The following is a 26,971-nucleotide window of genomic DNA, read 5'->3' as shown; positions in this document are numbered from 1 at the left end:
GGCGTATGTGCGCCGTGTTCGGTCTGGCCCGCAGCAGCTATTACGTGAAGCGCAAACCCGAACTGTTGCTACCTGCGCAGCGATGGCTGGGGCGCAAACTCCGTGCATTGCATAAGGAGCATCGCAAAGCGTTAGGTACTCGCGGGCTATCCAAGGAATTAAGAAAAGAAGGCATTTTCATTGGCCGCTATCGAATGCGCACCTTGATCAAGACCTTCGGTTTGCACCGGCGTAGGCCTCGCTACGCCCATTATCGCCGTGCGACGAAGCCGGCAGTCGCTGCACCGAACATACTTGATCGTCGTTTCAATCCGGTCCGGCCTGACACGCTTTGGGCAGGCGACATCACTTACATCAAGGTGGGGAGCGGCTGGTTGTATCTGGCCGTGGTGATGGACCTGTTTTCACGCAGGATCGTGGGGTGGGCTTGTTCGCGAACCGCTGATACTGAGCTGTCTATGAAAGCACTTAAGCTGGCAGTGGCGTTACGCCGTCCGATGCCTGAGTTGCTATTTCACTCCGACCAGGGCTGCCAATACACCGCTGATCGATTTGTTGCATGTCTGGCAGAAAACCGGATCGTTCAGAGCATGAGTCGTCGAGGCAACTGCTGGGATAACGCGGTGGTTGAGCGCTATTTCAGGACGTTGAAGCACGATTGGATGCCAGAAAACGGCTACCAAAATCATTTCGAAGCGGAGAAGGATGTGATGGGCTTCATCTCACATTACAACCATCGCCGTTGCCATTCCGCTTCAAACCACCTGCCGCCTGCGCTATTTGAGCAGCAAGCGGCTTAATGCTCCTACAGAGCGGTTCAAAAAAACTGAACCACTACAGCCTGCTCGCGATGTTCGTTAACGATAACGCGTGTAAACCGGATGAACGCGGCGCTCTTGAGTCCATCGCCAGCAAGCCGGCTCCTACAGATATTGCGCAGTCCTTGTAGGAAAGAGCCTGCTCGCGATGGTCGTTAACGATAACGCGTGTAATCCGGATGAGCGGCAACACTTCCACCACCAGGCCAGTCATCGAGGCAATCGTCAGGCCGGCATTGAGCCGGAACAGCTTTGGACGTCGCAGTTCGGCGTTTTACTCGGACATCGAGGGCATGCCTTCTTCATTTTCATCATCGAAAATGGTGGCGGCAGCACCCACCGAGCGTCGCAGCGAGCCCAAACGCTGACGCTCCCGAATGCCTGAGAAGTAAGCCTGTACCATGACTCAAGCGATGGATTGGCGAAGTTGCTCGATGATCCGGCGGGCGCGATTGGCGCCGACATCGACGTGTATGTCGATCATTGGGCGCACACCGAACCGGCACATGTTCTGGTACTGGGCTTCAATCACTTCCTTGTCTTCATCGAAGGTCAGGATGGTTTGCTCCACGACCTTGGCCTTGATGGTTTCTGGATCACTCGCCGGGTTGGTGGCAATGGTCCAGAAGTAGTGGCTGGTGGTTTCGGTTTCCGGCGTTACGCCGTGGAATCCGCGCATGTGGAAGCCACCTCGATCGGGGTTATCCAGTGAGTCGGTACCGGCATCCACCGCGCCGGTCCAGATACGCAGATGACTGACGTGAAATTCGATTTCCTGCCAACGGTCCACGTTGCCTTTGAAGGGGTAGGCGGCGGTGTAAGTGGGTGGTGGAACGGAATCAGGCATGTGGCGCACGACCCGTACGACGTTGTCTTCACTTTCCACATTCATCTGCGCATTCATGTGAATGCTGGCGTTGCCGCCGATGGTGCGCAGGTGGACATACCCCAGATGACTCAAGTCCATGAGGTTGTCGTGAATCAGCTGATAAGGCGCGTTGTAGTGGTACACGTTGCCGTCGAACAGGTATTTGCCGCTGCTGTGAACTGAGTAAACAGGCGGCTCACAACTCGGCTCAGGTCGAGCCTCACTGCCAAACCAGATCCAGACAATCTGGTCCTGCTCACGCACGTGATACGCAGGAACCTTGGCTTTACTCGGGATCTTGTCCTGGCCCGGGATTTCGACGCATTTTCCACTGTCATCGAACAGCAGGCCGTGATAGCCGCAACGAATGCCCGTTGCTTCGAGCGTACCGTTCGACAGTGGCAATGCTCTGTGGCAGCAGCGGTCTTCCAGCGCCGCGACCTCGCCGTTGGCTTTGCGAAACAGTACTACAGGCTTGTTGAGTAATGTCCGGCCCACCGGTTTGTCCTTCAATTCCCAACCCAGGGCAGCGACGTACCACTGGTCAAGGGGAAAGCTGGGCAAGGCAGGCGCCGGAATTTCTTCGGCAAGCGTTTGGAGAGTGGAGGTGTTCATGGTGTTCTCCAGGAGGCACGGTTGATGTTGTTGTTTGAATTCACAGATCGAGCACCAGGCGTGATGACCTGGCGCGAGAGCAGCAGGGGGTAAAACGATCGTTTGCGGCTTGTTCGGCCACAGTCAGGAACTTGTCCCGGTGATCGGGCATGCCCTTCAATACGCGGGTTACGCAGGTGCCGCAGACGCCTTGCTCGCAAGATGACTCGATCGCGATACCGGCCTCGTCGAGCACTTCGAATACCGTACGGTCGGCAGGGATCCGAAAAACCTGGCCATTGCTTGCCAGTTCAACTTCGAAAGGCACATTGGCGCTTTGATCGACAGGGTCTGCGGCAAAGAACTCTTTATGTACCCGGTCCTTTGACCAGCCAGCGTTCTGCGCGGCATCAAGGATGTAGCTCATGAATCCGGCCGGGCCGCACACATAAAGATGGGTGTCGGTGTTCGGCGCTGCCAGCAGGGCCGGCGCATCGAGCTTCTGTATCTGCAAGCCACTGTCGTCATGAAACCTGATGCGATCGGCGAAAGGGGCTTGAGCAAGCATCTCCATGAACGCCGCGCGCTGGCTTGACCGGAAGCAATAGTGCAACTCGAAGTCGGCCCCTTGATGCGATAGCTCCCAAGCCATGGCCAGCATGGGGGTGATACCGATGCCACCGCCAAACAACAGGTGTCGTTGTGCCGAGCGATCAAGCGGAAAAAGATTGCGCGGAGCGCTGATGGTGAGCGTTTGCCCTGACCGCACCTGCTCATGCATGGCTCTGGAGCCGCCCCGTGAGCCAGGGTCCTTGAGCACGCTGATCAGGTAGCGGTGGCGCTCCTTGGGATCGTTGCACAAGGAGTATTGGCGGGTGAGGCCATCGGCAATGTGAATGTCGATGTGGGCCCCAGCCTCGAACGCCGGCAGCGTACTGCCATCGACGGCAGATAATTCGAAACTGCAGATGCCTTCGGCTTCGTCTGCTTTGCGGGTGACGTTGACTTGAAGCATGACTTGTCCCTCCACACGGAAGTGGCTGCTGAAAAAAGTCGGTTGGAGCTCTGGCCGGGGACGGATCAGCCGGGCGCTGGCACGAGGAAGGAGCAGACGATGAGATGGAAAGGGTTCATGACCAAAACCTGATAATTATTTTTATGAGGCAGGGCGGCGGCATATCATGCAGCGAATCGCCCGTGACGTTCGGTTGAGAAATCCTCTGATTATTTAGTTGCGGTGTCAACCAATTTTAAAAGGCTCCGCCGATCCCAGGTGTTCATTCAATGTCCGCAGAATCCCAACTGAACCTGACGCGTTATGTCCCCGCGCTGTTGAATTTTTTGTCCAACAAACTCTCCGCGGGCGCATCGCAGTGCTATCGCAAACACTTCGGTATCGGTGTGGTCGAGTGGCGAATGCTCTCGATGCTTGCCGTTGAAAATGACATCACCGCCAACCGAATCTGCCAGACGATCGGTCTGGACAAGAGCGCGGTCAGTCGCTCACTCCAGTCCCTGGAAGCGGCAGGGCACATTCGCAGCCAAGTGGACTCAACCGACGCGCGGCGCTACACCGTCAGCCTGACGGACAGCGGCATAGCCTTGCATGAGCGAGTATTGAAGGTTGCACTGGAGCGAGAGCGACGCCTGCTCAGCGGGCTTTCTGCCTCGGAGGTGGACACCCTCGTCGAGTTGTTGGGCCGGCTGCATTGCCAAGTAGCCAACGTGAACGAGTACGACCCGGTCGACGCTTGAGTTCATACGCTCGCATAGGTTCCAGGTATCGCGATTGACGATAGGTCGCATCCCTCAACGCGATTAGTCAGCCTCGTTCTGTCACGTCAGTCTGTCGGTCATCAGAAACCTTCTGGACGCAAGCCAGGCAAACCATGCGTTATCGACGTCTTGACTTGAACCTGTTGGTCGCCCTGGATGCGTTGTTGAGCGAATGCAGCGTCAGCCGGGCTGCCGAGCGATTGTGCCTGGGACAATCGGCAACCAGTTCGGCGCTCGGACGTTTGCGCGAGCACTTCAATGATCCGTTGCTGGTCCAGGTCGGACGGCGTCTGGAGCCGACTGCACTCGGTCTGGCACTGCTTCCAAAAGTGCGTGAAGCGCTGGCACTGACCCGTGAGATTGTCGATGCACCGGTCAATTTTGAACCGGCCAGTTGCAACCGACACTTCACATTGGTGGCTTCCGACTACGTGGCTGGCGTCCTGCTGCCAGCCGTCAGTCTTCAATTGGCCCGAGTCGCACCAGGCGTGCGCTTGAGCCTGCGGGATATGCCTGTACCGCGTGACGGTGACGTGGTCAGCGAAGCACTCGATTATCGCCGCAGTGATTGTGTGATTGTGCCTCAGGGGCGATTGAACCCGGCTTATCCCCATATACCACTGATGACCGACCAGCTCTGTTGCATCGTCTGTGCTGGGCAACCCCGGTTCGCCGAAGGCTTGAGCCTGGCCGACTATTGCGGTGCGCAACACGTGGTTCGCGAGTTTGCCGATGGCCGAAACCTGGCGATGGATGCCGCGCATCTGCAAGAATTGGGTATTGAGCGTCGAGTGGCGGTGGCCCTTGAAAGCTTCGTGTTGATGCCCGAATTCATCGTCGGTACGGAGCGGATCGCCACCGTATTTCGTCGCCAGGCGCAGCGTTTCGCTCAACATTATCCACTGCGTATTCACCCGGCACCGCTGGCATTTCCCGACGCTGTCCAGGTATTGCAGTGGCATCCTTATCAGGACCACGACCCGGCAATGCTGTGGTTTCGCGGCCTGTTATCGGAGCAGGCCGCGTTGCTTGATCAGCGCGCCACCTGATCGCCGTTGTCCGCCACCAGCGCAGCCTGGGCAATCGCCTGCAAAGCGCATCGTTCGTCATTGTCCGACGTGTCGCCGCTGATGCCAATGGCACCCAGGATCAGTCCTTCGGCGTTGCGAATCAGCACGCCGCCGGCGACGGGTATCACTTCGCCGCCAGTCAGGCTGTTGATGGCGTCGAAGAATGCCGGCATTGCTTGCGCGCGCCGTGCAAGTTCTCGCCCGCCAAAACCCATTCCCAGGCAACCCCGTGCCTTGCCGGTGGCGATTTGTGGTCGAAGGAAACTCGCACCTTCATCACGCAGGACTGCGAGTGGATGACCCGCGGCATCCAGCACGGCGACCGCCAGGGGGTTGAAGCCCTTTTCCCGGGCGATGCTGATGGCGGTACTGGCAATGTTGGTGGCGGTGATCAAGTCGAGTGGCTGCATGGTGTTGGTCCTCATTGTGCCCACTTGCCCAATTGGGCTACGCGGTCTCGCGTGTAAAGGTCAGTCCACTTCAACGAGTTGAAATCGGATACCTGTTTGGGGTTGTAGGGACTGCGCTCCATGCGCACGGCTTGGCCAGCCTTGTACACGGCTTTAAGGCGAGAGCGGTCTTGCAGGATGCGGATGTCGTGCAACGGCGAACCGTCGAGCAACAGGAAGTCGGCTTGCTTGCCCACTTCGAGGGTGCCGATGGTTTCACTGCGTGGCATGCAGCGCGCACCCACATTGGTGGCGGCATACAGCGCTTCTGCGGGTGTGAAGCCCAATCGGGTGACGAGCAGTTCCAGCTCACGAGCGTGCCACTCGCCATAGGGCGTTACCGCGAAACCGCTGTCACTGCCACACGCGAAAGGCACGCCAGCAGCCTTGGCACGCTTGAGCACTGCCGAACCGATTTCCAGGGTACGGGCACAGTAGCCGGCGTAACCGGTAGTGATGGCCGGATCGTGGGGTTGGCAGAAGTCCACGGTGTTTTGCGGAAACGTCATGGTCGGCGCGAGGATGCTGCCGGCGTCGAGCAAGGCCTCGATACACGCGTCGTCCATGTAGAAGGCATGGAACACCAGGTCCACCCCAGCGCGTGCGGCGTACATCACAGCCTCACGGCCGTAGGCATGGGTCGCCACTTTGCAGCCCAGGCGATGGGCTTCTTCGACCATCTCGCAGGTTTCTTCGGCGGTGAACGCGGCGATGATTTCGCCATTCGGGCGGCGGTGGGTGCCGTCCATGGCGATTTTGATCAGGTCGACGCCGTCCTTGGCCTGTTTGCGGATTTCAGCCAGCGCTTCGCTGCGGCTGGTAACCAGGCGCGCAGTAAAAAATTCCGGGGCGCCTACGCGGCTTGGGAACCAGTCGTTGAGGCTCTGCCGATTGGTGATGACCCGGCTGCTGGCCGCAATTCGCGGGCCTTCAAACAAACCGGCAGCGATTGCGTTGCGCACGGCGATGCTGAGTTGGCCGCTATCGCCCGGGCAGACCATGCTGGTGACCCCGGCAGCCAGCACATGTTGGGCGAAGAACATGCCACGCAGTGCGCGGAATTCGTCGCTGGTCCAGATATCGATGTCTTCTTCGCTCTGCGCGTTGCCGAAAGCCAAGTGGGTGTGCACATCCACCAGGCCCGGCATGACAAAGTTGTCGCCGGCGTCCAGCAGGGTGTCTCCGGGTTGCGGCTGTGGCGCCAGGGCCGTTGGACCGACATAGGACAGCAATCCGTTTTCCACGATCAGGGTTTGCTGTTGACGGGTTTGCAGGCCAGTACCGTCGAACAAGGTCTGGCATTTCAGGTGCAGGGCATTCATGGCAGTTCCGCTTTGCTGATTGTTATGCAAAGCGAAGCTAGGGCAGGGCCATGGCAGCCACCAGCAACTTGTATCAATGCTCACGTATTGATGGCGTCGATAGCGGCTGTACGTCAGCAGGAATGGGGCGTTGCGACGCGGGTCAGGTTCAAGGGGCGGGTATCGCGAGTGACGATGACAGGCATCGTGATTGGCGATTTTTTATGAGCCTGATCGGGCGTCTATGGTGCGCGCTCATCATCCATAGAGAGCAGTCCCCATGACCACCGCATCCGTAACAGCTGAACTCCTGGCACTTGAGCAAGAGCGCCGCCGGGCATTGGTAGAGGAAGACTATTCGCGTGTCGCCGACCTGTTCGCCGATGATCTGGTGTATGTGCATACCACGGGATTGGTGCAAGGCAAGGCGCAATATCTGGAGTACGCGAAAAGCGCCGTAGAGTATCTGGAAATCGAGCGGGGAGAATTGCTGATCCGTTTTTATGGCGAAGGCCTGGCGGTCATGACCGGTACGCAGTGCAACACGTTGCGTAAGCGGGGCGGTGACCAGTCGATTCGCGGGGAGGGCTTTGCCACGCAGGTCTGGGTGTTTGGCGAGCAAGGGTGGCAGATCACCTCCTTCCAGGGTACCCGAGGCCCCAACTGAGCTCGTTCGGCGCTCGACAAAACGCCATCGCCGGCAAGCCAGCTCCCACAGGATCGTCGGTGAGCCTGGATTGTTTGGCATCACACAAATCCGTAGGAGCCGGCTTGCTGGCGATGGCGAATGTGATGCCGCCATCGCTGGCAAGCCAGCTCCTACAGGGTCGTGGGTGAGTTCGGATTGGTTGGCATCACACAAGTCTGTAGGAGCCGGCTTGCTGGCGATGGCGATGGCGAATGTGACATCGCCATCGCGGGAGCAGGTTACGCGGTGTGGCCGCCCAATGTTTCGGCAATCCAGTCGGCGATGTAATGACCCGCATTGATGCTGTTGTCGAAGCTGGAATGTTGCACGCCACCTTCGCGTTCGGTGAAGATTTTAAGTTCTCGTTTGGGGCTGTTGACCAATTGCTCGTAAGTGCGATGCGCCCACTTCAGTGGGATCTGTGAGTCCTTTTCACCGTGGGTCACCAGGAACGGAACCTTGATGCGATCCAGCACGCCATCCAGGTGCACGTTTTCGGAGATGGCCATGAACTCATCCATATCTTTCGCCCCCACACCCAGCACACGTGCGCCCAATAGTGCGGAACCGGGAAGCTGCCTTCTTTTTCAAGACGACGCTTTTGCACATCGCGCCAGTCATGGTTGGCGCCCCACACCACACCGCAGGCAAACCGTGGTTCAAACGCCACGGCACGTGGGCAGTAATAGCCGCCGAGCGAGACACCCTCCAGGCCAATCCGCTTGGCATCCACGTCGCTACGGGTTTCCAGCCAGTCGACCACCCGGCTGGCCCAATGTTCGCTGTCGAAACGTGCGACCAGGTCATGCAGTCGCAATGCTTCTCCCGTGCCGGGCTGGTCGATGATCAACGATGAAATACCGCGTTTGGCCAACCACGCCGGCAGTCCGACGCGATATTTCATTTCTTTGGTCGAATCCAGCCCATTGACCTGCACCAGGATCGGGGCCGGGCCGCTCACGCCTTCTGCACGCACCAGCAAGCCGGAAATGTGTTTGCCCTCGTAGGGGATTTCTACGCGTTCACAATTCTCGCGAGACAGTTCGATACCGCGTTTGAAGGTCTGCAAAAAACGCTGGTACAGCTCCGTCCGGCCCGGCGCGCCATGCGCCTGCAAACGTTCACAGGTGAGGTAGTAGGTGGCCGCGCGGTTGTATTTTTCGCCGGCGGACAGCAGTCGTCCATGGCCTTCATCTTCCTCGGCCAGGCCGCAGAGTTTGTCGGCCATCTTCGCCCAGGTTTCGCGAAACGCCTTGGTTCCAGCGGCGTCGGGTTGCTGGGCGGCGTCCTGCAGCGGCGCGCACATCTCTTCGATTTCACCCATGCGGGCGCCCATCTCGATGGCCAGGTCGACGGAGAGATTCCACACGTAATTGGTCGGGAAATAACGGAACATGATTGTTGTTGTCCTTGTGGTTGCCTTGTCGTTCACAAGGCACGTTAAGGACGCGCCGACTAATGCGCCAATCGTGACTCGGGATGGGAGGTATCGCGAGCGGCGATATGATCATGCTCAAGATGCTGGATGAATTCGCTGATGCGTTCACGCAGCCAACGGTGCATGGGGTCGCCGTCGACGCTGCGGTGCCAGAGCATGAATTCACGCATGACCGGTATTCTCACCGGTGGATTGAGGATGCGCAGCGGCAGGTGCTCGGCGTACAACCGCGCCAGACGCTGGTGCATGGTGGCGATGCGCTGGGTGCCGACGACCAGTTGTGGCAGGGTGTTGAAGTCGTTGGTGATGACTTCGATACGGCGGTTGAAACCGTACTGGTTCATGAACCATTCTTCGATGCTCAAGTGCCGGGTGCGACCAAAGCCGACAGACACGTGGCCCATGTCCATGTACTGCTCAAGGGTCAGGCTGTCGCCGACCAGGGTATTGCCTTGCCAGACCACGCAGACGTGGTCCTCTTCGAACAACAGCTGGTGAGGGTGGCCTTCGATGATGTAGCGCTCAGGCACGATCATCAGGTCGACCTCGCCGCGAATCAGCAATTCACCGGAATTGTCGCCAGGGCCGAGCATCTCGAAGGTGATGTTGGGCGCTTCCTGATGGATCTTCTGAATCACCTGGGCAAACAGTACGCTGATCAGATAATCCGAGGTCACAAGACGGAAGTGTCGTTTGCTGGTCGTGGGGTCGAACACCGGCTTGGCGGTGATCGACGACTGGATCGTCAGCAGCACTTCGCGGATGGGCTTGGCGAGCTCCTGCGCGTAAGGCGTGGGCTGCATTTTACGCCCCACTTGCACCAGCAGTTCGTCCTCGAAATAGGTACGCAGGCGTCCCAATACACCGCTGGTGGCGGACTGCGTCATGTGCAGGCGTTCGGCGGCGCGGGTGATGTTCTGCTCTTCAAGCAGTACATCGAGTGCGACCAACAGATTCAGATCCAGGTGATTGAAACGCATCAGGCATGTCCGTTCTTGTATTTATTTTCACGATACATTCCGGTTAATTCATCGTCCCGTCAACCCCGCCCGTGAGCCGATACCCAGCACGCTCAGGTATCGCGTTTGCCGATAGGTCACATCCCCACTTGCGATTAGTCAGCTGCCAAACCGCACGGCAATCTTCGCCGCAGTCGGACTTTTCGCCGACACCACCACCGGATTCCATGCATCGCTGATGGGCCTGTCGAGCCCTCGGTGCCTGCTTCCGGATACTAATTTCAATGGAGTGGTAGCGATGAACATCATTGGCCTTGATGCCCTGATTTTTGGCGTCGATGACATCCAAGCCTGTACCGATTGCCTGCGTGATTACGGCCTGGCGCCGGTTGACGTCGACAGCAATGGCGGGCGTTTTGAAGCACTGGACGGCACGGCCGTGATCATTCGCCGTGCGGATGACCCGAGCCTGCCGGTTGCCATCGGCCCGGCGCCTTCGATTCGCGAAACCATCTACGGCGTTGCCAGCGCGGCTGACCTTGACGCCATCGAAGACGAGTTGGCGCGAGACCGTCAGGTCACCCGTGAAAACGGCGTGCTGCACAGCGTCGACGACATGGGATTCGCGATCGCGTTTCAGGTCACCCTTCGCAAGGCGTACAGCGCCCCCGATGACTTGACCAACGCTGCCGGTAATTTACCGCAGCGCCCGCTGAACCAACCCGGAATTACCCTCGACATGAGTGCGGTGCCACGCACCTTGTCCCACGTGGTGTATTTTGTCCCCGATGCCGCCAAGGCCGAAGCCTTCTACGCCGAACGCCTGGGCTTCAGGACCACCGACACCTTCATCGGCGCGGGGCCATTCATGCGCCCTGCGGGTTCCGATGATCACCATTGCCTGTTCATGATCCAGACCCCGCCGCACATGAAGGGCTGCGAACACTTCACCTTTCACATGGGCAGCGGCACTGAAGTGTTGTTGGCCGGTACGCGCTTCGAGCAAAAAGGCTGGACCAGTTTCTGGGGCCCTGGCCGTCACCTCTTTGGCTCCAACTGGTTCTGGTACTTCAACAGTCCGCTGGGCTGCCACATCGAATACGACGCCGACATGGACAAGCACGATGACGCCTGGGAGGCGCGCCGTGCGCCGCTGTCGGCGGACAACTCGCAGTTGTTCCTGTTTACCTCGAAGGAAAAATGGGCGCCGGGCGGCCCGCCGCGGTAGGTATCTGTCATGGATCACAGCGATTTCCCCCTGTGCCGGATCGACGAACTGGTGGAAGGGCAGGCGCGCGGCTTCGATCCATTGCAGCGTGGCAGGGACAGTGTCTTTGCACTGGTGCACGAGGGGCAGGTGCGGATTTATCGCAACAGTTGCCCGCATCTGGATGTGCGCCTGGAGTACCGCAAGGACCGGTTTTTGTCGGCTGATGGTCAGCTGATCGTCTGTTACGCCCACGGCGCGCAGTTTCTTCCGGGCACTGGCGAATGTGTCTACGGCCCGTGTCTGGGCCAACAGCTGGACGCGTTGCCATGGCGCCTGGAGGAGGGTTGGGTGGTGCTGCAAATGCCTGTAGCGACGGCGTTGTCAGGGTTGGTTGAGGTATCGCGTTTGGCGATACATCGCATCCCTACTCGCGATTAGTCAAATCCCTGCTTTGCCGGGAAGCTGAACCTGACGACGCAGTGCCCGGCGCTGCATCGAATCACAAGAATAAAAAGTGAGTAAGCCATGAGTGCAGTGAACAAAGTTCTGATCGTGGGCGGTGGCATTGGTGGCTTGTGTGCGGCCATTGCACTGCGACGCAAGGGCATTGAAGTCGATCTGATCGAACTCAAGTCAGAATGGACCGTTTACGGTGTCGGGATCATCCAGCAAAGCAACGTCGTCCGCGAGATGGCCAAACTGGGCGTGCTCGACGGTTATCTGGATGCGGCGTACGCCTTTGAAGACGTCGCCATCTATGGCCCGGCCGGCCAGCAATTGGCGCGCATTCCGGGTCAGCGCCTGGCGGGGCCTGCCTACCCGGCGAACGTCGGTATTTCACGTCTGGCACTGCATAAAGTCCTCAGTGAAACCGCCCTGGAGCTGGGCGCCAAAGTACGCCTGGGGCTCAGTGTGGAAACACTGAATGACCAGGGCGACAGCGTCGACGTGTTGTTCACCGATGGCAGCCGCGGTGACTACGACCTTGTGGTGGGCGCCGATGGCTTGTTCTCCAAAGTGCGCGACCTGCTGTTTGGTGACACTTACAAGCCACGGTTTACGGGTCAATCGGTGTGGCGCTACAACTTCCCTCGCGACCCGCAAATCGATCACCTCGCCAACTACCAGAGCGCTGACGGCAACGCCGGCCTGGTGCCGTTGGCTGGTGACTTGATGTACCTGTTCCTCACCTCCCACGAACCGTCCAATCCCTGGATGGACCCACAGACGCTGGCCGAGCAGATGCGTCAGCGCCTGCAAGGTTTCACCGGCCTCATTGGTCAGTTGCGTGAACAAATCACCGACAGCAGCCAAGTGGTTTACAAGCCCATGGAGGTGGTCTTCGTCAACGAGCCCTGGTACCGCGGTCGTGTCCTGTTGATCGGCGACGCTGCCCATGCGACCACGCCACATCTGGGGCAGGGCGCGGGCATGGCGATCGAAGACGCCATCGTACTGAGTGAAGAACTGACTGGCGACGGCAGCATCGAGCAGGTTCTCCAGCGCTTCATGGCGCGCCGGTTCGAGCGTTGCAAGTACATCAGCGAAAGCTCGGTGTTGGCTGGCGACAAGGAAATGCAGCACGACCGCGAATTCGATCGGATCGGGTTGGTCAAGCAGATGCTTGCGCTGACGGCCGAGCCCATTTGATTCACCCACAGCAGTTACCACTATAAAAACAAGAGGTTAACGCGATGGTTAGTTCCACGACTGCGACGCTTGCGCGCCGCCCGGTCTGCACGTCTGCACCCTTTGGTTTCACCTTGGCCGCTGCGCTGGTGCTGTGCAGCCAGGCTGCCCATGCCTTTCAGGTAGACACCGGTAATCCTGATTTCAACCTGCGCTGGGATAACACAGTGAAGTACAGCGCCGCATGGCGCACCCAAAATCCCAGCAGCAAACTGACCGAAGGGCAGGTGTCACTCAACCAGGACGATGGCGATCGGGCGTTCAAAAAAGGCCTGATTTCCAATCGCACGGACATCCTCTCCGAACTGGATATGTCGTTCAAGAACGTCGGTGCGCGCCTCAGTGGCGCCGCTTGGTACGACAGCGCCTATCAACACGACAATGACAACGACGATCCGGCGCGTGCCAACGCCCGTTCCGTAGCCTACGACGAATTTACCGATGACACTCGCCACCTGCATGGCGGTGACGGTGAATTGCTCGATGCATTCGTGTACTGGAACGGCGAACTGGCCGATCACGCCACGTCCGTGCGCGCTGGCCGCCACGGCTTGATCTGGGGTGAGAGCCTGTTCTTCGGGGCCAACGGGATTGCCGGTGGCATGGGCCCGGTCGACGTGGTGAAGGCGCAGTCCGTACCCAACACCCAGTTCAAGGAAATCACCCGTCCGGTCAATCAACTGTCGGGGACTTTTCAGCTGACCGACGACGTGTCGCTCGGTGCCTACTACCAGTTGGAATGGGAAGAGACACGCCTGCCAGGTGCCGGCAGCTATTTCTCCACCAGCGACACCATTGGTGAAGGCAACGAACGCCTGATCGTGGGGGCGCCATTCCCTGCGTTTCTCGGTGGCAATCCCGGCAGTCCGGCGGCGTTCTTCCACGGCAATGACAAGGAAGCAAGAAGTTCGGGGCAGGGTGGTTTGCAGTTGAAGTACAGCGCCGAGACGGTCGAGTACGGCCTGTACGCGATCCAGTATCACGACAAAACCCCCAAGCTGTACCTCAAGCCCTCCGCCGGTGCACCGAACTTCAGCACGGGCCAGATCGGCGAATACTACTGGGTCTACCCGGAAGACATTCGTGCCTTCGGCGCCAGTTTTTCTACCACGGTTGATGAGTACAGCTTCGCCGGTGAAGCCTCGATGCGCTGGAACATGCCGCTGGTTTCCAACGGTCAAACCGTTCTGCCCGGGGTCGTGGCTGACAACGATGACGACGCCCTCTACGCGGTCGGCCGTACTGCCCACGTCAACCTCAACGTCCTTGCTTCGTTCGGGCCGAACTTCCTTGCCAGGGAATCGGGACTGGTCGGCGAGATCGCCTGGAACCGACTGCTGAGCGTCACCAAAAACCGTGCCGCCCTCGACCCCAATGCCACCGACGACGGCCTCGGGTTCAAGGTGGTCTACACCCCGACCTATCGCCAACTCTTCTCCGGCATCGACATCAGTTTCCCGGTCGGCCTCAGCTACTTCCCGCTGGGCAAATCGGCCGTTGTCAGCTCCTTCGGCCCGGACAACGGCGGCGACATGAACATCGGCATCACCGCCACTTACCTGGATCGCGTCACCGCCGGCCTGACCTACACGCATTACTACGGCGCCGAAGACACCAACCTCAACGCCGCCAGCCAGTTCAATTACAAGCAATCGCTGAAAGACCGGGACTACCTGGCTTTCTCCGTCAAGACCACGTTTTAAGAGGACTTGCGCATGACCCACAACAAGAAAACCGCAGCCTTCAAGCTCAAAGCCCTTGGCTTGGCACTGCTCGGAAGCCTGGCCATTTGCAGTCAGGTGACATTGGCAGCGACGGCCGAAGACGCCGCCAAACTGTCGAAAAACCTGACACCGTTCGGGGCCGAGCGCGCCGGTAACGCTGACGGCTCGATTCCCGCCTGGGACGGTGGCTACACCAAGGTCGACCCTTCGTTCAAAGAAGGCGGCAAGCGCAGCGACCCGTTCGCCGCTGACAAGCCGCTGTTGAGCATCACCTCGAAAAACCTGGCGCAATACGCCGGCAAACTCAGCGACGGCACCAAGGAAATGTTCAAGCGTTTTCCGGACACCTATCGCATCGATGTTTACCCGACTCGTCGCACCGCCGCCGCGCCGCAATGGGTGTATGACAACACCCTGAAAAACGCCACCCGCGCCAAACTGGTGGACAGCAGCGCAGGTCCGGTACCTGAAGGCGCCTTTGGCGGGATCCCGTTCCCGATCCCGCAAAACGGCGCCGAAGCCATGTGGAACCACGTGTTGAATTGGCGTGGCACCTCAGTGTCGATGCATTTCCGTCATTACCTGATGACCGCTGATGGCAAACAAGTGATGACCACCGACGGCCAGGCCATTCAGGAGATGCCGTATTACTACAAGGAAGGGACGCCGGAGTCGTTTGCCGGTGACTACTGGCTGTTCCGGCTGCTCAACGTCGGTCCACCATTGCGTGCGGGCGAGCAGATCATGGGTCGCACCAACATCAACGGCGACCTGTCCCAGGCGCACGTTTACCTGACCGGCCAGCGCCGTGTGCGCAAGCTGCCCAATGCCTGCTGCGATACGCCGACACCGGCGACTGCCGGGGTGATGTCGTTCGACGAGTTGAGCGTGTTCCAGGGCCGCATGGACCGCTTCAACTGGAAACTGGTGGGCAAGCAGGAGATGTACATCCCCTACAACACCAACAAGGTGCAAGCCGCCGCCAAACCTGAAGACCTGTTCCTCGCTCACCACATGAACCCGGATTACGTGCGCTGGGAATTGCATCGCGTCTGGGTCGTGGAAGCGGACCTGGCACCGGGCAAGCGTCACCAGTTGCCGAAGGGCCGCTACTACCTCGATGAGGACACCTGGCAAGCCATGCTGGGCGACCGCTGGGACGCCAACGGCCAACTGGCCAAGACGTTGTGGTCGTTGCCGGCGGTACTCCCGGACCTGCCCGCGCAAGCGCAATTGTCCTCGGGCTTTTACGACCTGACCTCCGGCGCCTGGTTTATCCAGAACGTCTACACAGGCCTGCCAGAACAGTACGGCATGGTGGATCGCTACAAGGCCTCCGAATTTTCGCCGGCGGCAATGGCGGGTGCCGGGGTTCGTTGAGACGGACCGGATCGCGGTGAGTGGACCGTGATCCGGTTTCAAACGGTTTGTCGAGGTCGGTAATGAACAGAATCTGTCAGGTGGTGGGTCGGCTCATGTGTCTTATGGCGTTGCCGTTGAGCCTGGCGCATGCCGCTGCGGTGGGCGACACGCTCGATACGCCGGCGATGCAGGCGCCGCAGGCGAAATCCGCGGTGTTGCTGGACCTGGCCCGTGCGGGCGCGCGGTTGGTGGCGGTGGGGGAGCGGGGCATCGTGCTGCTTTCCGATGACAACGGCGTGAGCTGGCGTCAAACGGCGGTACCGGTTTCCGTCAGCCTTACGGCCGTGCAGTTTATCGACGCGAATACGGGCTGGGCCGTCGGGCATGCGGGTGTCGTATTGGTCTCCCATGACGGCGGTGAGCACTGGGCTGTGCAACTCGATGGGCTGCGTGCCGCACAGCTAGAACTGGTAGCCGCTCGTCAGCAACTGCCTTCGGCCAACGACCAGGAGGCGGCCGCCGCGCGGGTGCAAACGGCTGAACGACTGGCCGGCGAGGGCGCTGACAAGCCGTTTCTAGCCGTGCAATTCGTGGACGCCCGACACGGCTTGATCGTGGGGGCGTATGGCCTTGCCTTTCGCACCGACGATGGCGGCGTCACGTGGCAATCCATCATGGGCAACATCGATAACCCGATGGGTGCGCACTTGTCTGCGATCACCCAACAGGGACAACACTGGTTCCTGGCGGGTGAGCAGGGCTACCTCGCTCGTTCGGACGATGCCGGCCAGTCATTCACGCAATTGGAAAGCCCTTACACGGGGAGCTTCTTTACCGTGCAGATGCGCGATGACGGTGTCTTGCTCGTGGCCGGGTTGAAGGGCAATGCGTTTGTCTCCAGCGACCTGGGCCAGAGCTTCCAGCCTGCGCCGGTGACGATGCCGGTGTCTTTCAGTGATGCAATCCGTACCGACGACGGCCAGTTGTTGCTGGTCAATCAGAGTGGCGCCTTGTTTCGCACCGACAACCCGCCCGGCGCAATGCTCAAGCCTATCGGCAAACCGCTCGGCAAGCCCGTCTCCAGTGTTATCCAGGCCGCCGACGGCAGCCTGACGCTGGCGGGTTTCACTGGATTGACGCGCCTGTCGCCGTCAATCGCCAACGCTTCGGAGTGAGGTTATGAAGTCTTTCGACAACGCCACGGCAAGCCTGGCGAATTTCGATCCACGCTCCGGTTCAGTGGTGGAACGCACACTGTTCAATCACCGCCTGTGGGTCTTGTTGGTGTGTGTGTTGACGACCCTGGTATTGGGTTATCAAGCCACCCGTATCGAGCTCAATGCCAGCTTCGAAAAAATGATCCCCACGCAACAGCCCTACATTGCCAACTACCTTGAGCATCAGAAGCAGCTCACGGGTTTAGGCAACGCGCTGCGGATCGTGGTAGCCAACAAACACGGCGATATCTACGATGCCGAGTACCTGAAAACCTTGCAGGCGCTGAGTGACAAACTCTACCTGCTGCCGGGCATCGACCGGGCGTACATGAAGTCGCTATGGACACCGGCCACGCGCTGGGTCGCCGTCACCGAAGACGGTCTCGACGGCGGCCCGGTGGTCCCGGATGACTACAGCGGCACCGCCGCCAACCTCGATGCACTGCGGCGCAATGTGCAGCGCTCCAACGAACTCGGTCAACTGGTAGCGTTCGACCAGGCCTCCAGCATCATCTACGTGCCGTTGCTGGCAACCACCCCTGACGGCAAAGCGTTGGACTACGCGGTCTTGTCCGCGCAACTGGAAGCCCTGCGCAGCACCTATCAAAGCGATGACATCGATATTCGCATCACCGGTTTCGCGAAAAAAGTCGGCGACCTGATCGCCGGCCTGAAGCAGATCCTGCTGTTCTTCGCCGTCGCGATCCTGATCACCACCGCCGTGCTGTTCTGGTACACCCGCTGCCTGCGCAGTACGGTGCTGGTAGTGCTGTGCTCGCTGGTGGCGGTGGTCTGGCAGCTCGGACTGCTGCCATTGTTGAATTACCAGTTAGACCCGTACTCCGTGCTGGTGCCGTTCCTGGTGTTTGCCATCGGCATGAGCCATGGCGCGCAGAAAATGAACGGCATCATGCAAGACATCGGGCGTGGCATGCACCGGGTGGTGGCTGCGCGATTCACCTTCCGGCGCCTGTTCCTCGCCGGGCTGACAGCGCTTTTGTGTGATGCCGTAGGTTTTGCGGTGCTGATGCTGATCAAGATCCAGGTCATTCAAGACCTCGCGGTGATCGCCAGCATCGGCGTGGCGGTGCTGATCTTCACCAACCTGATTCTGCTGCCGGTCCTGCTCTCTTATGTCGGCGTGACACCGCGTGCCGCGCAACTGAGCCTCAAGAGCGAGCAGGCCGAGCAAAGCGGTCAGAAGCGCCATGGGTTCTGGCGCTTTCTGGACCTGTTCACCCATCGGCGCTGGGCCAGCCTGTGCATCGCCATCAGCCTCGCCTTGGCAGCGCTCGGCTTTCTGGTCAGCCTGCAACTGAAAATTGGTGACCTCGACGCCGGTGCGCCGGAACTGCGTGCAGACTCGCGCTACAACCAGGACGATGCTTTTCTGACCCGTCATTACGGTGCCAGCAGCGACCTGTTCGCGGTGATGGTGAAAACCCCCGCCAGCAGTTGTGCGCGCTACGACATTCTGGCCAAGGTCGATGCCCTCGACTGGCAACTGCGCGCCTTGCCGGGCGTTGACTCGACCAACTCGCTGGCGTTGCTGAACCGACGCATGCTGGTGGGGCTCAGCGAGGGCAATCCGAAGTGGTACGAGCTGCAGAACAACCAGGCGATGCTCAACATGATCACCGCCAGCGCGCCGCGGGGGTTGTACAACGAAGATTGCAGCCTGTTGACCCTGTACGCCTACCTCACCGACCACAAGGCGGAAACGCTGACCCGTCTGGTCGAGCACGTGGAAAAGTTTGCCGCCGAGAACAACACCGACGAGGTGCAATTCCTCCTGGCAGCCGGTAACGCCGGCATCGAGGCGGCGACCAATATCGTGGTCAAGCAAGCCAACCGCGAGATGCTCGTCTGGGTCTACGCTGCGGTGATTCTACTGTGCCTGATCACCTTCCGCTCCTGGCGCGCCACGCTGTGCGCGGTGATTCCGCTGATGCTCACATCCATCCTCTGCGAAGCGTTGATGGTCTGGCTGAACATCGGTGTGAAAGTCGCCACGCTGCCGGTCATCGCCTTGGGTGTCGGCATCGGTGTCGACTATGCGTTGTACGTAATGAGCATTCTCCTGGGGCATCTGCGCCAGGGGGAGAGCCTGTCTGAAGCGTATTACCGCGCCCTGGTTTCCACCGGCAAGGTGGTGATGCTGACCGGTATCACCTTGGCCATCGGCGTGGCGACCTGGACATTTTCACCCATCAAATTCCAGGCCGATATGGGCGTGCTGCTGGCGTTCATGTTTGTCTGGAACATGGTTGGCGCATTGGTGTTGCTGCCGGCGTTGGCGTACTTCCTGTTACCCGCACGCAGCCAGGCGCAGGGTGCCGTTGTGCCGATGCCCAACGAGACGGATGCCGAGAAGGCAGTGGTTGCGCACGTTCAACACCTGCAAATCAAGGAGCCCTGTCATGGTCGCTGAAACCGTCGTAAAACCTGCTCGGCAAGCCGGACTGGCGCAATCGCTGTTGCTGCTGTTGGGCAGTTGCTTGCCAGTGCTGGGTGCCGTGTTGCTGGCCCCGGTGTTGCCGAGGATGCAGGCGCATTTTGCCAGCGTCGACGGCAGCGCCGTGCTGGTCCCCATCGTACTGACGCTGCCAGCGTTGGTGATTGCCTTGCTGGCACCGTTCGCCGGGCTGATTGCCGATCGACTTGGGCGCAAGCCGTTACTGCTGGCGAGCATGGTGCTGTATGTGCTCTGCGGCGTGCTGCCGCTCTGGCTCGAGTCGCTGCAGGCCATCGTGCTCAGCCGTGCCGGCATTGGTTTGGCCGAGGCGGGCATCATGACCTGCTGCACCACACTGATGGGTGACTACTACAGCGGTGCCAAACGCGAGCGTCTGTTTGCCTTGCAGATGGTCGCGACGTCGTTGTCGGCTGCGGCATTCATCGCGTTGGGTGGCTTCCTGGGGCAGAACGACTGGCGTACGCCGTTTGCGTTGTACGCCGTCGGTTTGATTTTTCTGCCGCTGATGGCCTGGCAGCTGTGGGAGCCGCAAGCCCGCACGCAGCCTGAGCAACCTTCACAGGCATTGCCTACCGGAAAATTCCCGTGGCGCGGGCTTACACCCCTGTACGTGTTGTCGCTGTTGGCAGGTTTGAGCCTGTTCATCGTGCCGGTGCAGGCCGGGTATCTGCTCAACCTGCTGCACGTCGATGCTCCACAACAAATCGGCATGACCATGGGCGCCAACCAACTGGGCGTGCTGGTCGGTGCACTGAGTTTTCGATTGTTCAGTGGCATGCGAGGGCAGCATCTGCTGATGAGTGCCTACGTACTTGCAGGCATTGGCGGGTTATTGATGGCGGCTGCCGCGACCCATACGCAGGTCGTGGTTGCAGTGACGATCAATGGCCTGGGCATCGGCTTGATGCTGCCGACACTGATCACCTGGATCATGGCGCAAGTCGGTTTTCATCAGCGCGGGCGGGCGGCTGGGTGTTTCACCGCCGCGATCTTCGCTGGCGAATTCATCAGCCCTCTCGTTGTTCTCGGCATGACCCGTGGTGACTCCACGGTGCTACCTCAGGCATTGGCCATCGTCGGTGGCCTGCAACTGCTGGTGGCGGTGTTTTGTCTGGCCGTGCCCAGGCTGGGTGGTTTGTTGCACGACGCAAACGTTGTGGTCGGTGGCACGACCCTCGCCGACAAAAATTGAACGAGGATTTTCCATGCAAGCGCTTCCTGAATTCAAACGAGTGGTCACCGGTCACGATCAGCAGGGCCAGGCCATTGTCGCCAGCAACGGGCCGACGCCGAACGTGTTTGCGCTTTCGGCGGTGCCGGGCACGGTGTTTCATGAACTGTGGAACAGCACGACCAGCCCGGCTTCGCTCGACAACGCCAGCGACCCCAGCAACAAACCCCTGCAACTCAGTCCCGGGGCACAGGGCAGTGTCATCCGGGTGGTGGATATTCCGCCGGACAGCGTGCAGAACCAGGTCAGCGCTGAAGATGCCGCGGCGGTGTTCGCCGAAATCGGTGAATCCCATGCAGGCACCGGCCAGCGTGACTCCAAGCATAAATTGATGCACCGCACCGAGACCCTCGACTACGGCATCGTCACCGAAGGTGAAGTCTGGTTGGTGCTGGATGAGGAAGAAGTGCACCTCAAACGCGGCGACGTGGTGGTTCAACGCGGTACCAATCATGCCTGGAGCAACCGCACCGAAGCGATGGCGCGCATGGTTTTCATCTTGCTCGACGGGCGCTATGCCGTTGAATTGAGCAACGGCAAGGGAGCATCGGCATGAAACTCGCCACCCTGAAAAACGGCAGTCGCGATGGTCAACTCGTGGTGGTCTCGCGCGATCTTGCCTGGGCGCTGGATGCCCGTTCCGTGGCGCTCACCTTGCAGGAGGCCATCGAGAACTGGCGTAGCGTCGAGCCGCGCTTGCAGCAGCTGTCGAATCAGTTGAATGCGGGCGAGGCGGCGGGTGCCTTTGCCTTCGACCCTGTCGAGGCGATGGCGCCACTGCCCCGCGCCTATCAATGGTGCGATGGCTCGGCCTTTCTCAGCCACGGTGCGCTGATGCAGAAGGCATTCAATCTTGACCCCATCGACGGCGTCGAACACACGCCGCTGATGTACCAGGGAGCCGGCGACGATTTCATTGGCGCACGCGACGACATCGCGCTGCCGAGCGAGAGCCAGGGCATCGACTTCGAAGGCGAGTTCGTGGTGCTGGTGGATGAGGTGCCCATGGGCTGCGACGCCGAGCAGGCGCAGCAACACATCAAGCTGATCCTGCAGATCAACGACGTCAGTTTGCGCGCCCTGGCCCCTCGGGAAATGCGCACGGGTTTTGGATTCTTGCAGGCCAAACCGTCCTCCAGCTTCGCGCCGCTGGCCATCACACCGGACGAACTGGGCGATGCCTGGCGCGACGGTCGCGTGCATTTGCCTTTGCAGGTGCACTGGAATGGCCAGTGGTTTGGTCATCCGCACGGCGGGCAGATGAACTTCAGTTTCGGTCAGTTGATCGCTCACGCCGCGCTCACCCGCAGGCTGCGCGCCGGCACGCTGATCGGCTCCGGTACGGTCTCCAATGCCGAAAAAGCCGCGGGCTCGGCGTGCATCGCCGAGCGCCGTGCCATCGAGATGATTGAGCATGGCGCTGCCCAAACCGGCTTCATGCGCTTTGGCGACCGCGTGCACATGGATGTCACCGGCAGCGATGGACAGTCGCTGTTCGGCGCAATCGATCAATGCATCGTTCAGGCCCAAGGCTGAGGAGCGGCTTATGCGTGTGTTGATTACCGGTGCCAATGGTTTTGTCGGCCGTGAGCTGGTGCGTTGCCTGCTGGCGCAGGGCAACTTGCGAGGGCAAGCCATTGGCACGTTACTGGTGCTGGATAGAGACTTGCAGGACTTGCCGGACGACACCCGTCTTCGCCGTCATTTCGGCAGTGTGACCGACCCGGCCTTGATGCGTCGGGTATTGGCCGACGGCATCGACGTGGTGTTCCATCTGGTCAGCATTCCAGGTGGCGCGGCAGAAGAACAGTACGAACTCGGATACCAGGTCAATCTGCTGGCCAGCCTGGAATTGCTCAACCAGCTGCGCAACAAAAGCCAGCCGCCTGTTCTGGTGTACGCCAGCAGCGTGGCGGTGTACGGCGGGGTTCTTCCGCCACGCATGAACGAGACTGCCGAACTGCGTCCCGAATTGTCCTATGGCACCCACAAAGCGATGGTGGAAAGCGCCATCAGCGATCTGGCCCGGCGCGGCGATGTGGACGGTCGTGTGTTGCGCCTGCCAGGCATCGTCGCCCGGCCTCGCGAACCCAACGGGTTGCGTTCTGCATTCATGAGCGACCTGATGCGGGCCTTTGCCGAAGGTGAACCCTATCAATGCCCGGTCTCGCCAGAGGCGACCGCGTGGTGGATGTCCGCCCGCTGTTGCGTGAACAACCTGATCCACGCTGCGGAGCTCGATGGCGACGTGCCTGGAATTCAACGGGTGTGGCAGTTGCCGGTGCTGCATTTGTCGATTGCCCAGGTCATCGATGCATTGGCTGAGCGTTACGGGCAGGAGCGCCGCGCATTGATCAGCTTTGCGCCTGACGTTCGCCTGGAAGCATTGTTCGGACGTATGCCGCCATTGAAAACACCGCAGGCGCGCGCTGCCGGTTTCAGCCATGACCGCAACGCTGCCGCGCTGGTGCGCAATTCCCTGAATCCCGCGGCCCCCCGACGCATGCCGCTCACCGGAGAGACCTTTCATGTCATTGCCAACCAAGCCTAAACGTCGTCTCGTCGACCTCTCGGTCACCCTGGACAATAATCCCTACACCGATCCGCCGCCATTGCTGCCGAAAATCGATTACATGGATCACCAGCAAGGCTGGCCGGAGATGGCGGCGATGTTCCCGGGTTTGCAACTCGAGCAGATGCCGGGCAACGAATCCTGGGCGGCCGAGCGGCTGCACATCACCACCCACAGCGGAACGCACATGGATGCGCCCTGGCATTACGCCTCGACCACCGACGGCGGCCAGCCGGCGTTTGGCATCGACGAGTTACCGCTCGATTGGTGCCTGCAACCGGGTGTGAAGCTGGACTTTCGGCACCTGGCGGACGGTCATGTGGTGACCGCCGACGAGATCGAAACCGAGCTGGCGCGAATTGGCCATCAATTGCAGCCGCTGGACATCGTGCTGATCAACACCCGTGCCGGCGCGTTGTTCGGGCAACCGGGTTATCTGGATGCCGGCGTCGGCATCGGTCGTGAAGCCACGATGTATCTGCTGGAACGTGGCGTGCGGGTCGTGGGCACCGATGCCTGGAGCTGGGACGCGCCGTTCAAGTACACCCGCGAGCGCTTTGCAGCCGATGGCGATGCCTCGATCATCTGGGAAGGGCACAAGGCCGGGCGCGATATCGGTTATGGGCAAATGGAAAAGCTCGCCAACCTGGAATCCCTGCCGGCCAGTGGATTCGTGGTGTCATGCTTCCCCTACAAGATCAAGCACGCGTCGGCCGGATTTGTGCGAGCGGTAGCGATATTCGAAGAGTAGGGCGCCTGGGGGAACAGCAGGAAAAGTCCTCGATCAAAACACAACAAGAGAAACAACATGCCTCTTTTTCGTCTGCCGCAAACTTTATTGACGGCCATGCTGGCGTTGGGCAGCAGCCTGGTCATGGCGGCCAGCGCTGAATCTGCACAGCCCAATATCCTGCTGATTGTGGCCGATGACCTGGGTTACTCCGACCTGGGCAGCTATGGCGGTGACATCAGTACGCCGACCCTGGATCAGTTGGCCCACGATGGTGTGCAGTTCACCAACATGTACGCGGCGCCCACCTGTTCGATCACGCGTTCGATGCTGATGTCCGGCACCGACAATCACCTCGCCGGGCTCGGCACCATGGCTGAAGCGCTGCAACCCTTTCAACGCGGCAAGCCAGGTTATGAGGGGTATTTGAACCAGCGATCCTATTCAATTGCCGAACTACTGAAAAAAGGCGGCTACAGCACGCTGATGGTGGGTAAGTGGCACTTGGGGCTGGAGGCGGATCAGGGCCCGGACCAACGGGGGTTCGAGCAGTCTTTCACTTTGCTTGAGGGCGGTGCTGCACACTTCAAACCCTCGAGTGTCGATCCGACAAAAATCGAGCAAGTGCACTATCGCGAAAACGGAAAGGCCGTGACGTTGCCGGACAACTTTTACTCCACGGATTTCTACACCGACAAGCTGATCAGCTACCTGCAAAACAGCAAAAAGGACGGCAAGCCGTTTTTCGCCTACGCCGCCTACACCTCGCCGCACTGGCCGCTACAAGCACCAGGGAATACCTGGACAAGTACCAGGGACAATTTGATCAGGGGTATGACAGCGTTCGTCTGGCCCGGATCGAAAGGATGAAAAGCCTCGGCCTTATAGCCAGGGATGCCCAGCCTGCGAATCCGCTACCGGTCAATCCAGCGTTGCCGGGATGGGACCAGTTGAGTCCTGAACAGCAGCGTGTCGAGTCGAGGAAGATGGAAATCTACGCCGCCATGGTCGATAACCTTGACCATAACATTGGCCGGGTGATCGATTATCTGCGCGAGAGTGGGCAGTACGACAACACGTTGATCGTGTTCATGTCGGATAACGGTGCGGCCGGGGAGAACCACACCCGGTTCTATCCGCCGGGCGCGCACACTGACAATGGCTTTGCCAACCTCGGGCAGAAGGGTTCTCAGATCGACTATGGCCTGCGCTGGGCCGAGGTCAGTGCAGCGCCGTTCCACTTGTTCAAAGGCACCACCGCCGAGGGCGGCATTAGCGTGCCGGCGATCATCCAACTGCCCAAGACACTGCGTCGCCAAGGCATGGAGCGCGGTGTTGCACGGGTAGATGACCTGGCACCAACCTTTTTGGAACTGGCGGGTATCGCATTGCCAAACGAAGCGCCAACGGACACGAGTAAACACCCGATCACCGGTAAATCAATGCTGTCAATGCTTGCCGGTAATGGCAGCCCGCACGGCAACGACGGCCTGGCCGGAGAGCTGTTCGGCAATGCTTATTACCGAGAAGGCAATCTCAAGCTGTTGGGCCTGCGACCCCAGGCAGGCTTTGGCGCAAGCGCGCAACCGTTGCAATGGCAATTGTTTGATTTGGCACAGGACCGCGGCGAAACCACAGACCTGGCTGCCTCCCAGCCTGAGACGGTGCAGCGGCTCAAGGAGGCCTGGTTAAAGTATGCAGAGCAGGTGGGTGTGGTGTTTGCGACGCATTAACCCTCAGTCCTTGCGTGTTCCGGAACGTTGGGAATTGAACGTTTGAACGCCCGGCTTTATTAGCGGTGCCCAAGTGTTTCAGCATTCTTTATCCACGCATCAAGCGCTCTGACCATTTGATTGACCTCACTGTCATCCCGCTCCGAAGGGCGGACGATGGCGTTCCAGGCGATATCCAGTCCGTCATTCAGAGCGGCCCACGCCAATTCCCCGCGCTCGAGGCTGGGGGTCACCAGGTCGCGTTGCAATATGCTGATTCCGTAGCCTGAACGCACCAGTTCGACGATGGCTTCGATCAACTCCACGGTGATCATGCGGCGCGGCAAGATGCTGGCGGGGGCGAAGAACCGGTCGTATTCCCAACCGCTGGCGCGATCGGTCGAGTAGGTCACCAGGTTGTAGGTCTTGAAGTCTTCGGCGTAGATATTCGTCCTGCCCGCCAGGGGATGGTCCGTGGCCATGATCGCAATCAGGTCATCGCGAAACAGCGGCAGTTTTGCCACGCCACTCGGCACCATGCCGTCATCGATGATGGACACGTCGAGCCGGCCTTGCATCAGGCTCGCGTAAACGTCATCGCGGGGCACGGTGACCAGGGTGATTTCGATGTCGGGCCGAAGGCTGGAATAGTGCTTGATGAATTTCGGAATCCAGCGAAACGGGCCGTAGGAGGTGACGCCCATGCGGACAAAAGCGGTGACGCCACCGGCCATGGACCGGGCCTCGGACTCGGCCTCATTGAGTATCGCGATGATGTCCCTGGCGGCTCGCTCCAGGCGCACACCGGCAGGGCTGAGCCGCAGTTTTCCGCCCGATCGTTCCGTCAGGTTCACCCCAAGCCGCCGCTCGGCTTCGCGAATACGATGACTGACAGCCGAAGGCGTCAACCATAGACGCTCGGCCACGGCTGTGACCGAATCGACTTCCGACAGGGTTTTCAACATCACAAGGTGATCGAGCGTCAGTCTCATGGCAGGCGACCTGAAAATAATTCACAAAATTGCGTAAAATTATGAGCGTGACTTGTTTTTGGTGCCGTTGCAATCTGAATCCAGCAGAGCCCACC

23 protein-coding genes and 2 pseudogenes are annotated in these 26,971 nt (G+C 59.7%); 18 read left to right on the top strand and 7 right to left on the bottom strand.

Annotated features, from left to right (window positions below; genetic code table 11):
* The first annotated feature begins 5 nt into the window (after nt 1-5).
* Both AB4O16_RS01985 and AB4O16_RS01980 read left to right on the top strand, forming a co-directional pair.
* On the top strand, nt 6-800 hold the full coding sequence (locus AB4O16_RS01985) for an IS3 family transposase (RefSeq protein ID WP_460156202.1): 795 nt from the start codon (nt 6-8) through the stop codon (nt 798-800).
* A gap of 166 nt (nt 801-966) precedes the next feature.
* Nucleotides 967-1,203 carry a hypothetical protein gene (locus tag AB4O16_RS01980; protein WP_460156842.1) on the top strand — a complete coding sequence of 79 codons (237 nt, stop codon included), beginning with the start codon at nt 967-969 and terminating at the stop codon, nt 1,201-1,203.
* 21 nt (nt 1,204-1,224) lie between these two features.
* On the opposite strand, the gene AB4O16_RS01975 is transcribed toward AB4O16_RS01980, so the two are convergent.
* On the bottom strand, nt 1,225-2,301 hold the full coding sequence (locus AB4O16_RS01975) for an aromatic ring-hydroxylating dioxygenase subunit alpha (RefSeq protein ID WP_160386780.1): 1,077 nt from the start codon (nt 2,299-2,301) through the stop codon (nt 1,225-1,227).
* A gap of 40 nt (nt 2,302-2,341) precedes the next feature.
* Nucleotides 2,342-3,295 carry a PDR/VanB family oxidoreductase gene (locus tag AB4O16_RS01970; RefSeq protein WP_460156841.1) on the bottom strand — a complete coding sequence of 318 codons (954 nt, stop codon included), beginning with the start codon at nt 3,293-3,295 and terminating at the stop codon, nt 2,342-2,344.
* 269 nt (nt 3,296-3,564) lie between these two features.
* Between AB4O16_RS01970 and AB4O16_RS01965 the strand changes: the two genes are divergently transcribed.
* Together AB4O16_RS01965 and AB4O16_RS01960 are read left to right on the top strand one after the other, a co-directional pair.
* The gene (locus tag AB4O16_RS01965; RefSeq protein WP_460156840.1) at nt 3,565-4,035 is read left to right on the top strand and encodes a MarR family winged helix-turn-helix transcriptional regulator; all 471 of its coding nucleotides are present in this window, start codon (nt 3,565-3,567) and stop codon (nt 4,033-4,035) included.
* Nucleotides 4,036-4,169: 134 nt separating this feature from the next.
* Entirely contained in the window at nt 4,170-5,105 is a 936-nt protein-coding gene (locus AB4O16_RS01960) for a LysR family transcriptional regulator (RefSeq protein ID WP_460156839.1), read from the top strand.
* On the opposite strand, the gene AB4O16_RS01955 is transcribed toward AB4O16_RS01960, so the two are convergent.
* Complete coding sequence (locus AB4O16_RS01955) at nt 5,090-5,536, bottom strand: GlcG/HbpS family heme-binding protein (RefSeq protein ID WP_460156838.1); 447 nt, start codon at nt 5,534-5,536, stop codon at nt 5,090-5,092. The genes AB4O16_RS01960 and AB4O16_RS01955 overlap by 16 nt on opposite strands.
* Nucleotides 5,537-5,547: 11 nt before the next feature.
* Nucleotides 5,548-6,897, bottom strand: a complete 1,350-nt coding sequence (locus AB4O16_RS01950) for a metal-dependent hydrolase family protein (protein ID WP_460156837.1) — start codon at nt 6,895-6,897, stop codon at nt 5,548-5,550.
* Between the two features lie 259 nt (nt 6,898-7,156).
* Here AB4O16_RS01950 and AB4O16_RS01945 point away from each other — a divergent pair, with 259 nt between their 5' ends.
* On the top strand, nt 7,157-7,543 hold the full coding sequence (locus tag AB4O16_RS01945) for a nuclear transport factor 2 family protein (RefSeq protein WP_460156836.1): 387 nt from the start codon (nt 7,157-7,159) through the stop codon (nt 7,541-7,543).
* Between the two features lie 260 nt (nt 7,544-7,803).
* Here AB4O16_RS01945 and AB4O16_RS01940 read toward each other — a convergent pair.
* Both AB4O16_RS01940 and AB4O16_RS01935 read right to left on the bottom strand, forming a co-directional pair.
* Nucleotides 7,804-8,960 (bottom strand): annotated as a pseudogene (locus tag AB4O16_RS01940) (alpha/beta hydrolase family protein).
* Between the two features lie 59 nt (nt 8,961-9,019).
* A complete protein-coding gene (locus AB4O16_RS01935) occupies nt 9,020-9,982 on the bottom strand; it encodes a LysR family transcriptional regulator (RefSeq protein ID WP_160386788.1) in 963 nt (320 codons plus the stop codon).
* A gap of 277 nt (nt 9,983-10,259) precedes the next feature.
* Between AB4O16_RS01935 and AB4O16_RS01930 the strand changes: the two genes are divergently transcribed.
* The 13 genes and pseudogenes from AB4O16_RS01930 to AB4O16_RS01870 all read left to right on the top strand — a co-directional run bounded on the left by AB4O16_RS01930 (nt 10,260) and on the right by AB4O16_RS01870 (nt 25,905).
* Nucleotides 10,260-11,189 (top strand): VOC family protein, encoded by a 930-nt coding sequence (locus tag AB4O16_RS01930; protein ID WP_460156835.1) that lies wholly within the window; start codon nt 10,260-10,262, stop codon nt 11,187-11,189.
* A 9-nt stretch (nt 11,190-11,198) separates the two neighbouring features.
* Nucleotides 11,199-11,609 carry a Rieske (2Fe-2S) protein gene (locus AB4O16_RS01925; protein WP_460156834.1) on the top strand — a complete coding sequence of 137 codons (411 nt, stop codon included), beginning with the start codon at nt 11,199-11,201 and terminating at the stop codon, nt 11,607-11,609.
* 87 nt (nt 11,610-11,696) lie between these two features.
* Nucleotides 11,697-12,821, top strand: a complete 1,125-nt coding sequence (locus AB4O16_RS01920; RefSeq protein WP_223595447.1) for an FAD-dependent oxidoreductase — start codon at nt 11,697-11,699, stop codon at nt 12,819-12,821.
* 44 nt (nt 12,822-12,865) lie between these two features.
* Nucleotides 12,866-14,563, top strand: a complete 1,698-nt coding sequence (locus AB4O16_RS01915; protein WP_460156833.1) for a DUF1302 domain-containing protein — start codon at nt 12,866-12,868, stop codon at nt 14,561-14,563.
* A gap of 12 nt (nt 14,564-14,575) precedes the next feature.
* Entirely contained in the window at nt 14,576-15,964 is a 1,389-nt protein-coding gene (locus AB4O16_RS01910; RefSeq protein ID WP_460156832.1) for a DUF1329 domain-containing protein, read from the top strand.
* Nucleotides 15,965-16,026: 62 nt separating this feature from the next.
* Nucleotides 16,027-17,121, top strand: coding sequence for a WD40/YVTN/BNR-like repeat-containing protein (locus AB4O16_RS01905; protein ID WP_460156831.1), 1,095 nt, complete (start codon nt 16,027-16,029; stop codon nt 17,119-17,121).
* A 4-nt stretch (nt 17,122-17,125) separates the two neighbouring features.
* The gene (locus tag AB4O16_RS01900; protein WP_460156830.1) at nt 17,126-19,594 is read left to right on the top strand and encodes an efflux RND transporter permease subunit; all 2,469 of its coding nucleotides are present in this window, start codon (nt 17,126-17,128) and stop codon (nt 19,592-19,594) included.
* On the top strand, nt 19,584-20,831 hold the full coding sequence (locus tag AB4O16_RS01895) for an MFS transporter (RefSeq protein ID WP_460156829.1): 1,248 nt from the start codon (nt 19,584-19,586) through the stop codon (nt 20,829-20,831). Before AB4O16_RS01900 ends, AB4O16_RS01895 begins: the two co-directional genes overlap by 11 nt.
* Nucleotides 20,832-20,844: 13 nt before the next feature.
* Nucleotides 20,845-21,426 (top strand): cupin domain-containing protein, encoded by a 582-nt coding sequence (locus AB4O16_RS01890; protein ID WP_460156828.1) that lies wholly within the window; start codon nt 20,845-20,847, stop codon nt 21,424-21,426.
* Nucleotides 21,423-22,406 (top strand): fumarylacetoacetate hydrolase family protein, encoded by a 984-nt coding sequence (locus tag AB4O16_RS01885; RefSeq protein WP_460156827.1) that lies wholly within the window; start codon nt 21,423-21,425, stop codon nt 22,404-22,406. Before AB4O16_RS01890 ends, AB4O16_RS01885 begins: the two co-directional genes overlap by 4 nt.
* A gap of 10 nt (nt 22,407-22,416) precedes the next feature.
* The gene (locus AB4O16_RS01880) at nt 22,417-23,421 is read left to right on the top strand and encodes an NAD-dependent epimerase/dehydratase family protein (protein WP_460156826.1); all 1,005 of its coding nucleotides are present in this window, start codon (nt 22,417-22,419) and stop codon (nt 23,419-23,421) included.
* Nucleotides 23,399-24,193 (top strand): cyclase family protein, encoded by a 795-nt coding sequence (locus AB4O16_RS01875; protein WP_110658374.1) that lies wholly within the window; start codon nt 23,399-23,401, stop codon nt 24,191-24,193. The genes AB4O16_RS01880 and AB4O16_RS01875 overlap by 23 nt, the downstream gene beginning before the upstream one ends.
* A gap of 57 nt (nt 24,194-24,250) precedes the next feature.
* Nucleotides 24,251-25,905, top strand: a pseudogene (locus AB4O16_RS01870) (arylsulfatase).
* Between the two features lie 59 nt (nt 25,906-25,964).
* Here AB4O16_RS01870 and AB4O16_RS01865 read toward each other — a convergent pair.
* Nucleotides 25,965-26,876, bottom strand: coding sequence for a LysR family transcriptional regulator (locus tag AB4O16_RS01865; protein ID WP_160386800.1), 912 nt, complete (start codon nt 26,874-26,876; stop codon nt 25,965-25,967).
* Nucleotides 26,877-26,971 lie beyond the last annotated feature (95 nt).

It is taken from the genome of Pseudomonas sp. S2_H10 (assembly GCF_054668285.1).
Note: the sequence above shows the minus strand (reverse complement) of the source record. Positions and strands in the feature narration are given on the sequence as shown.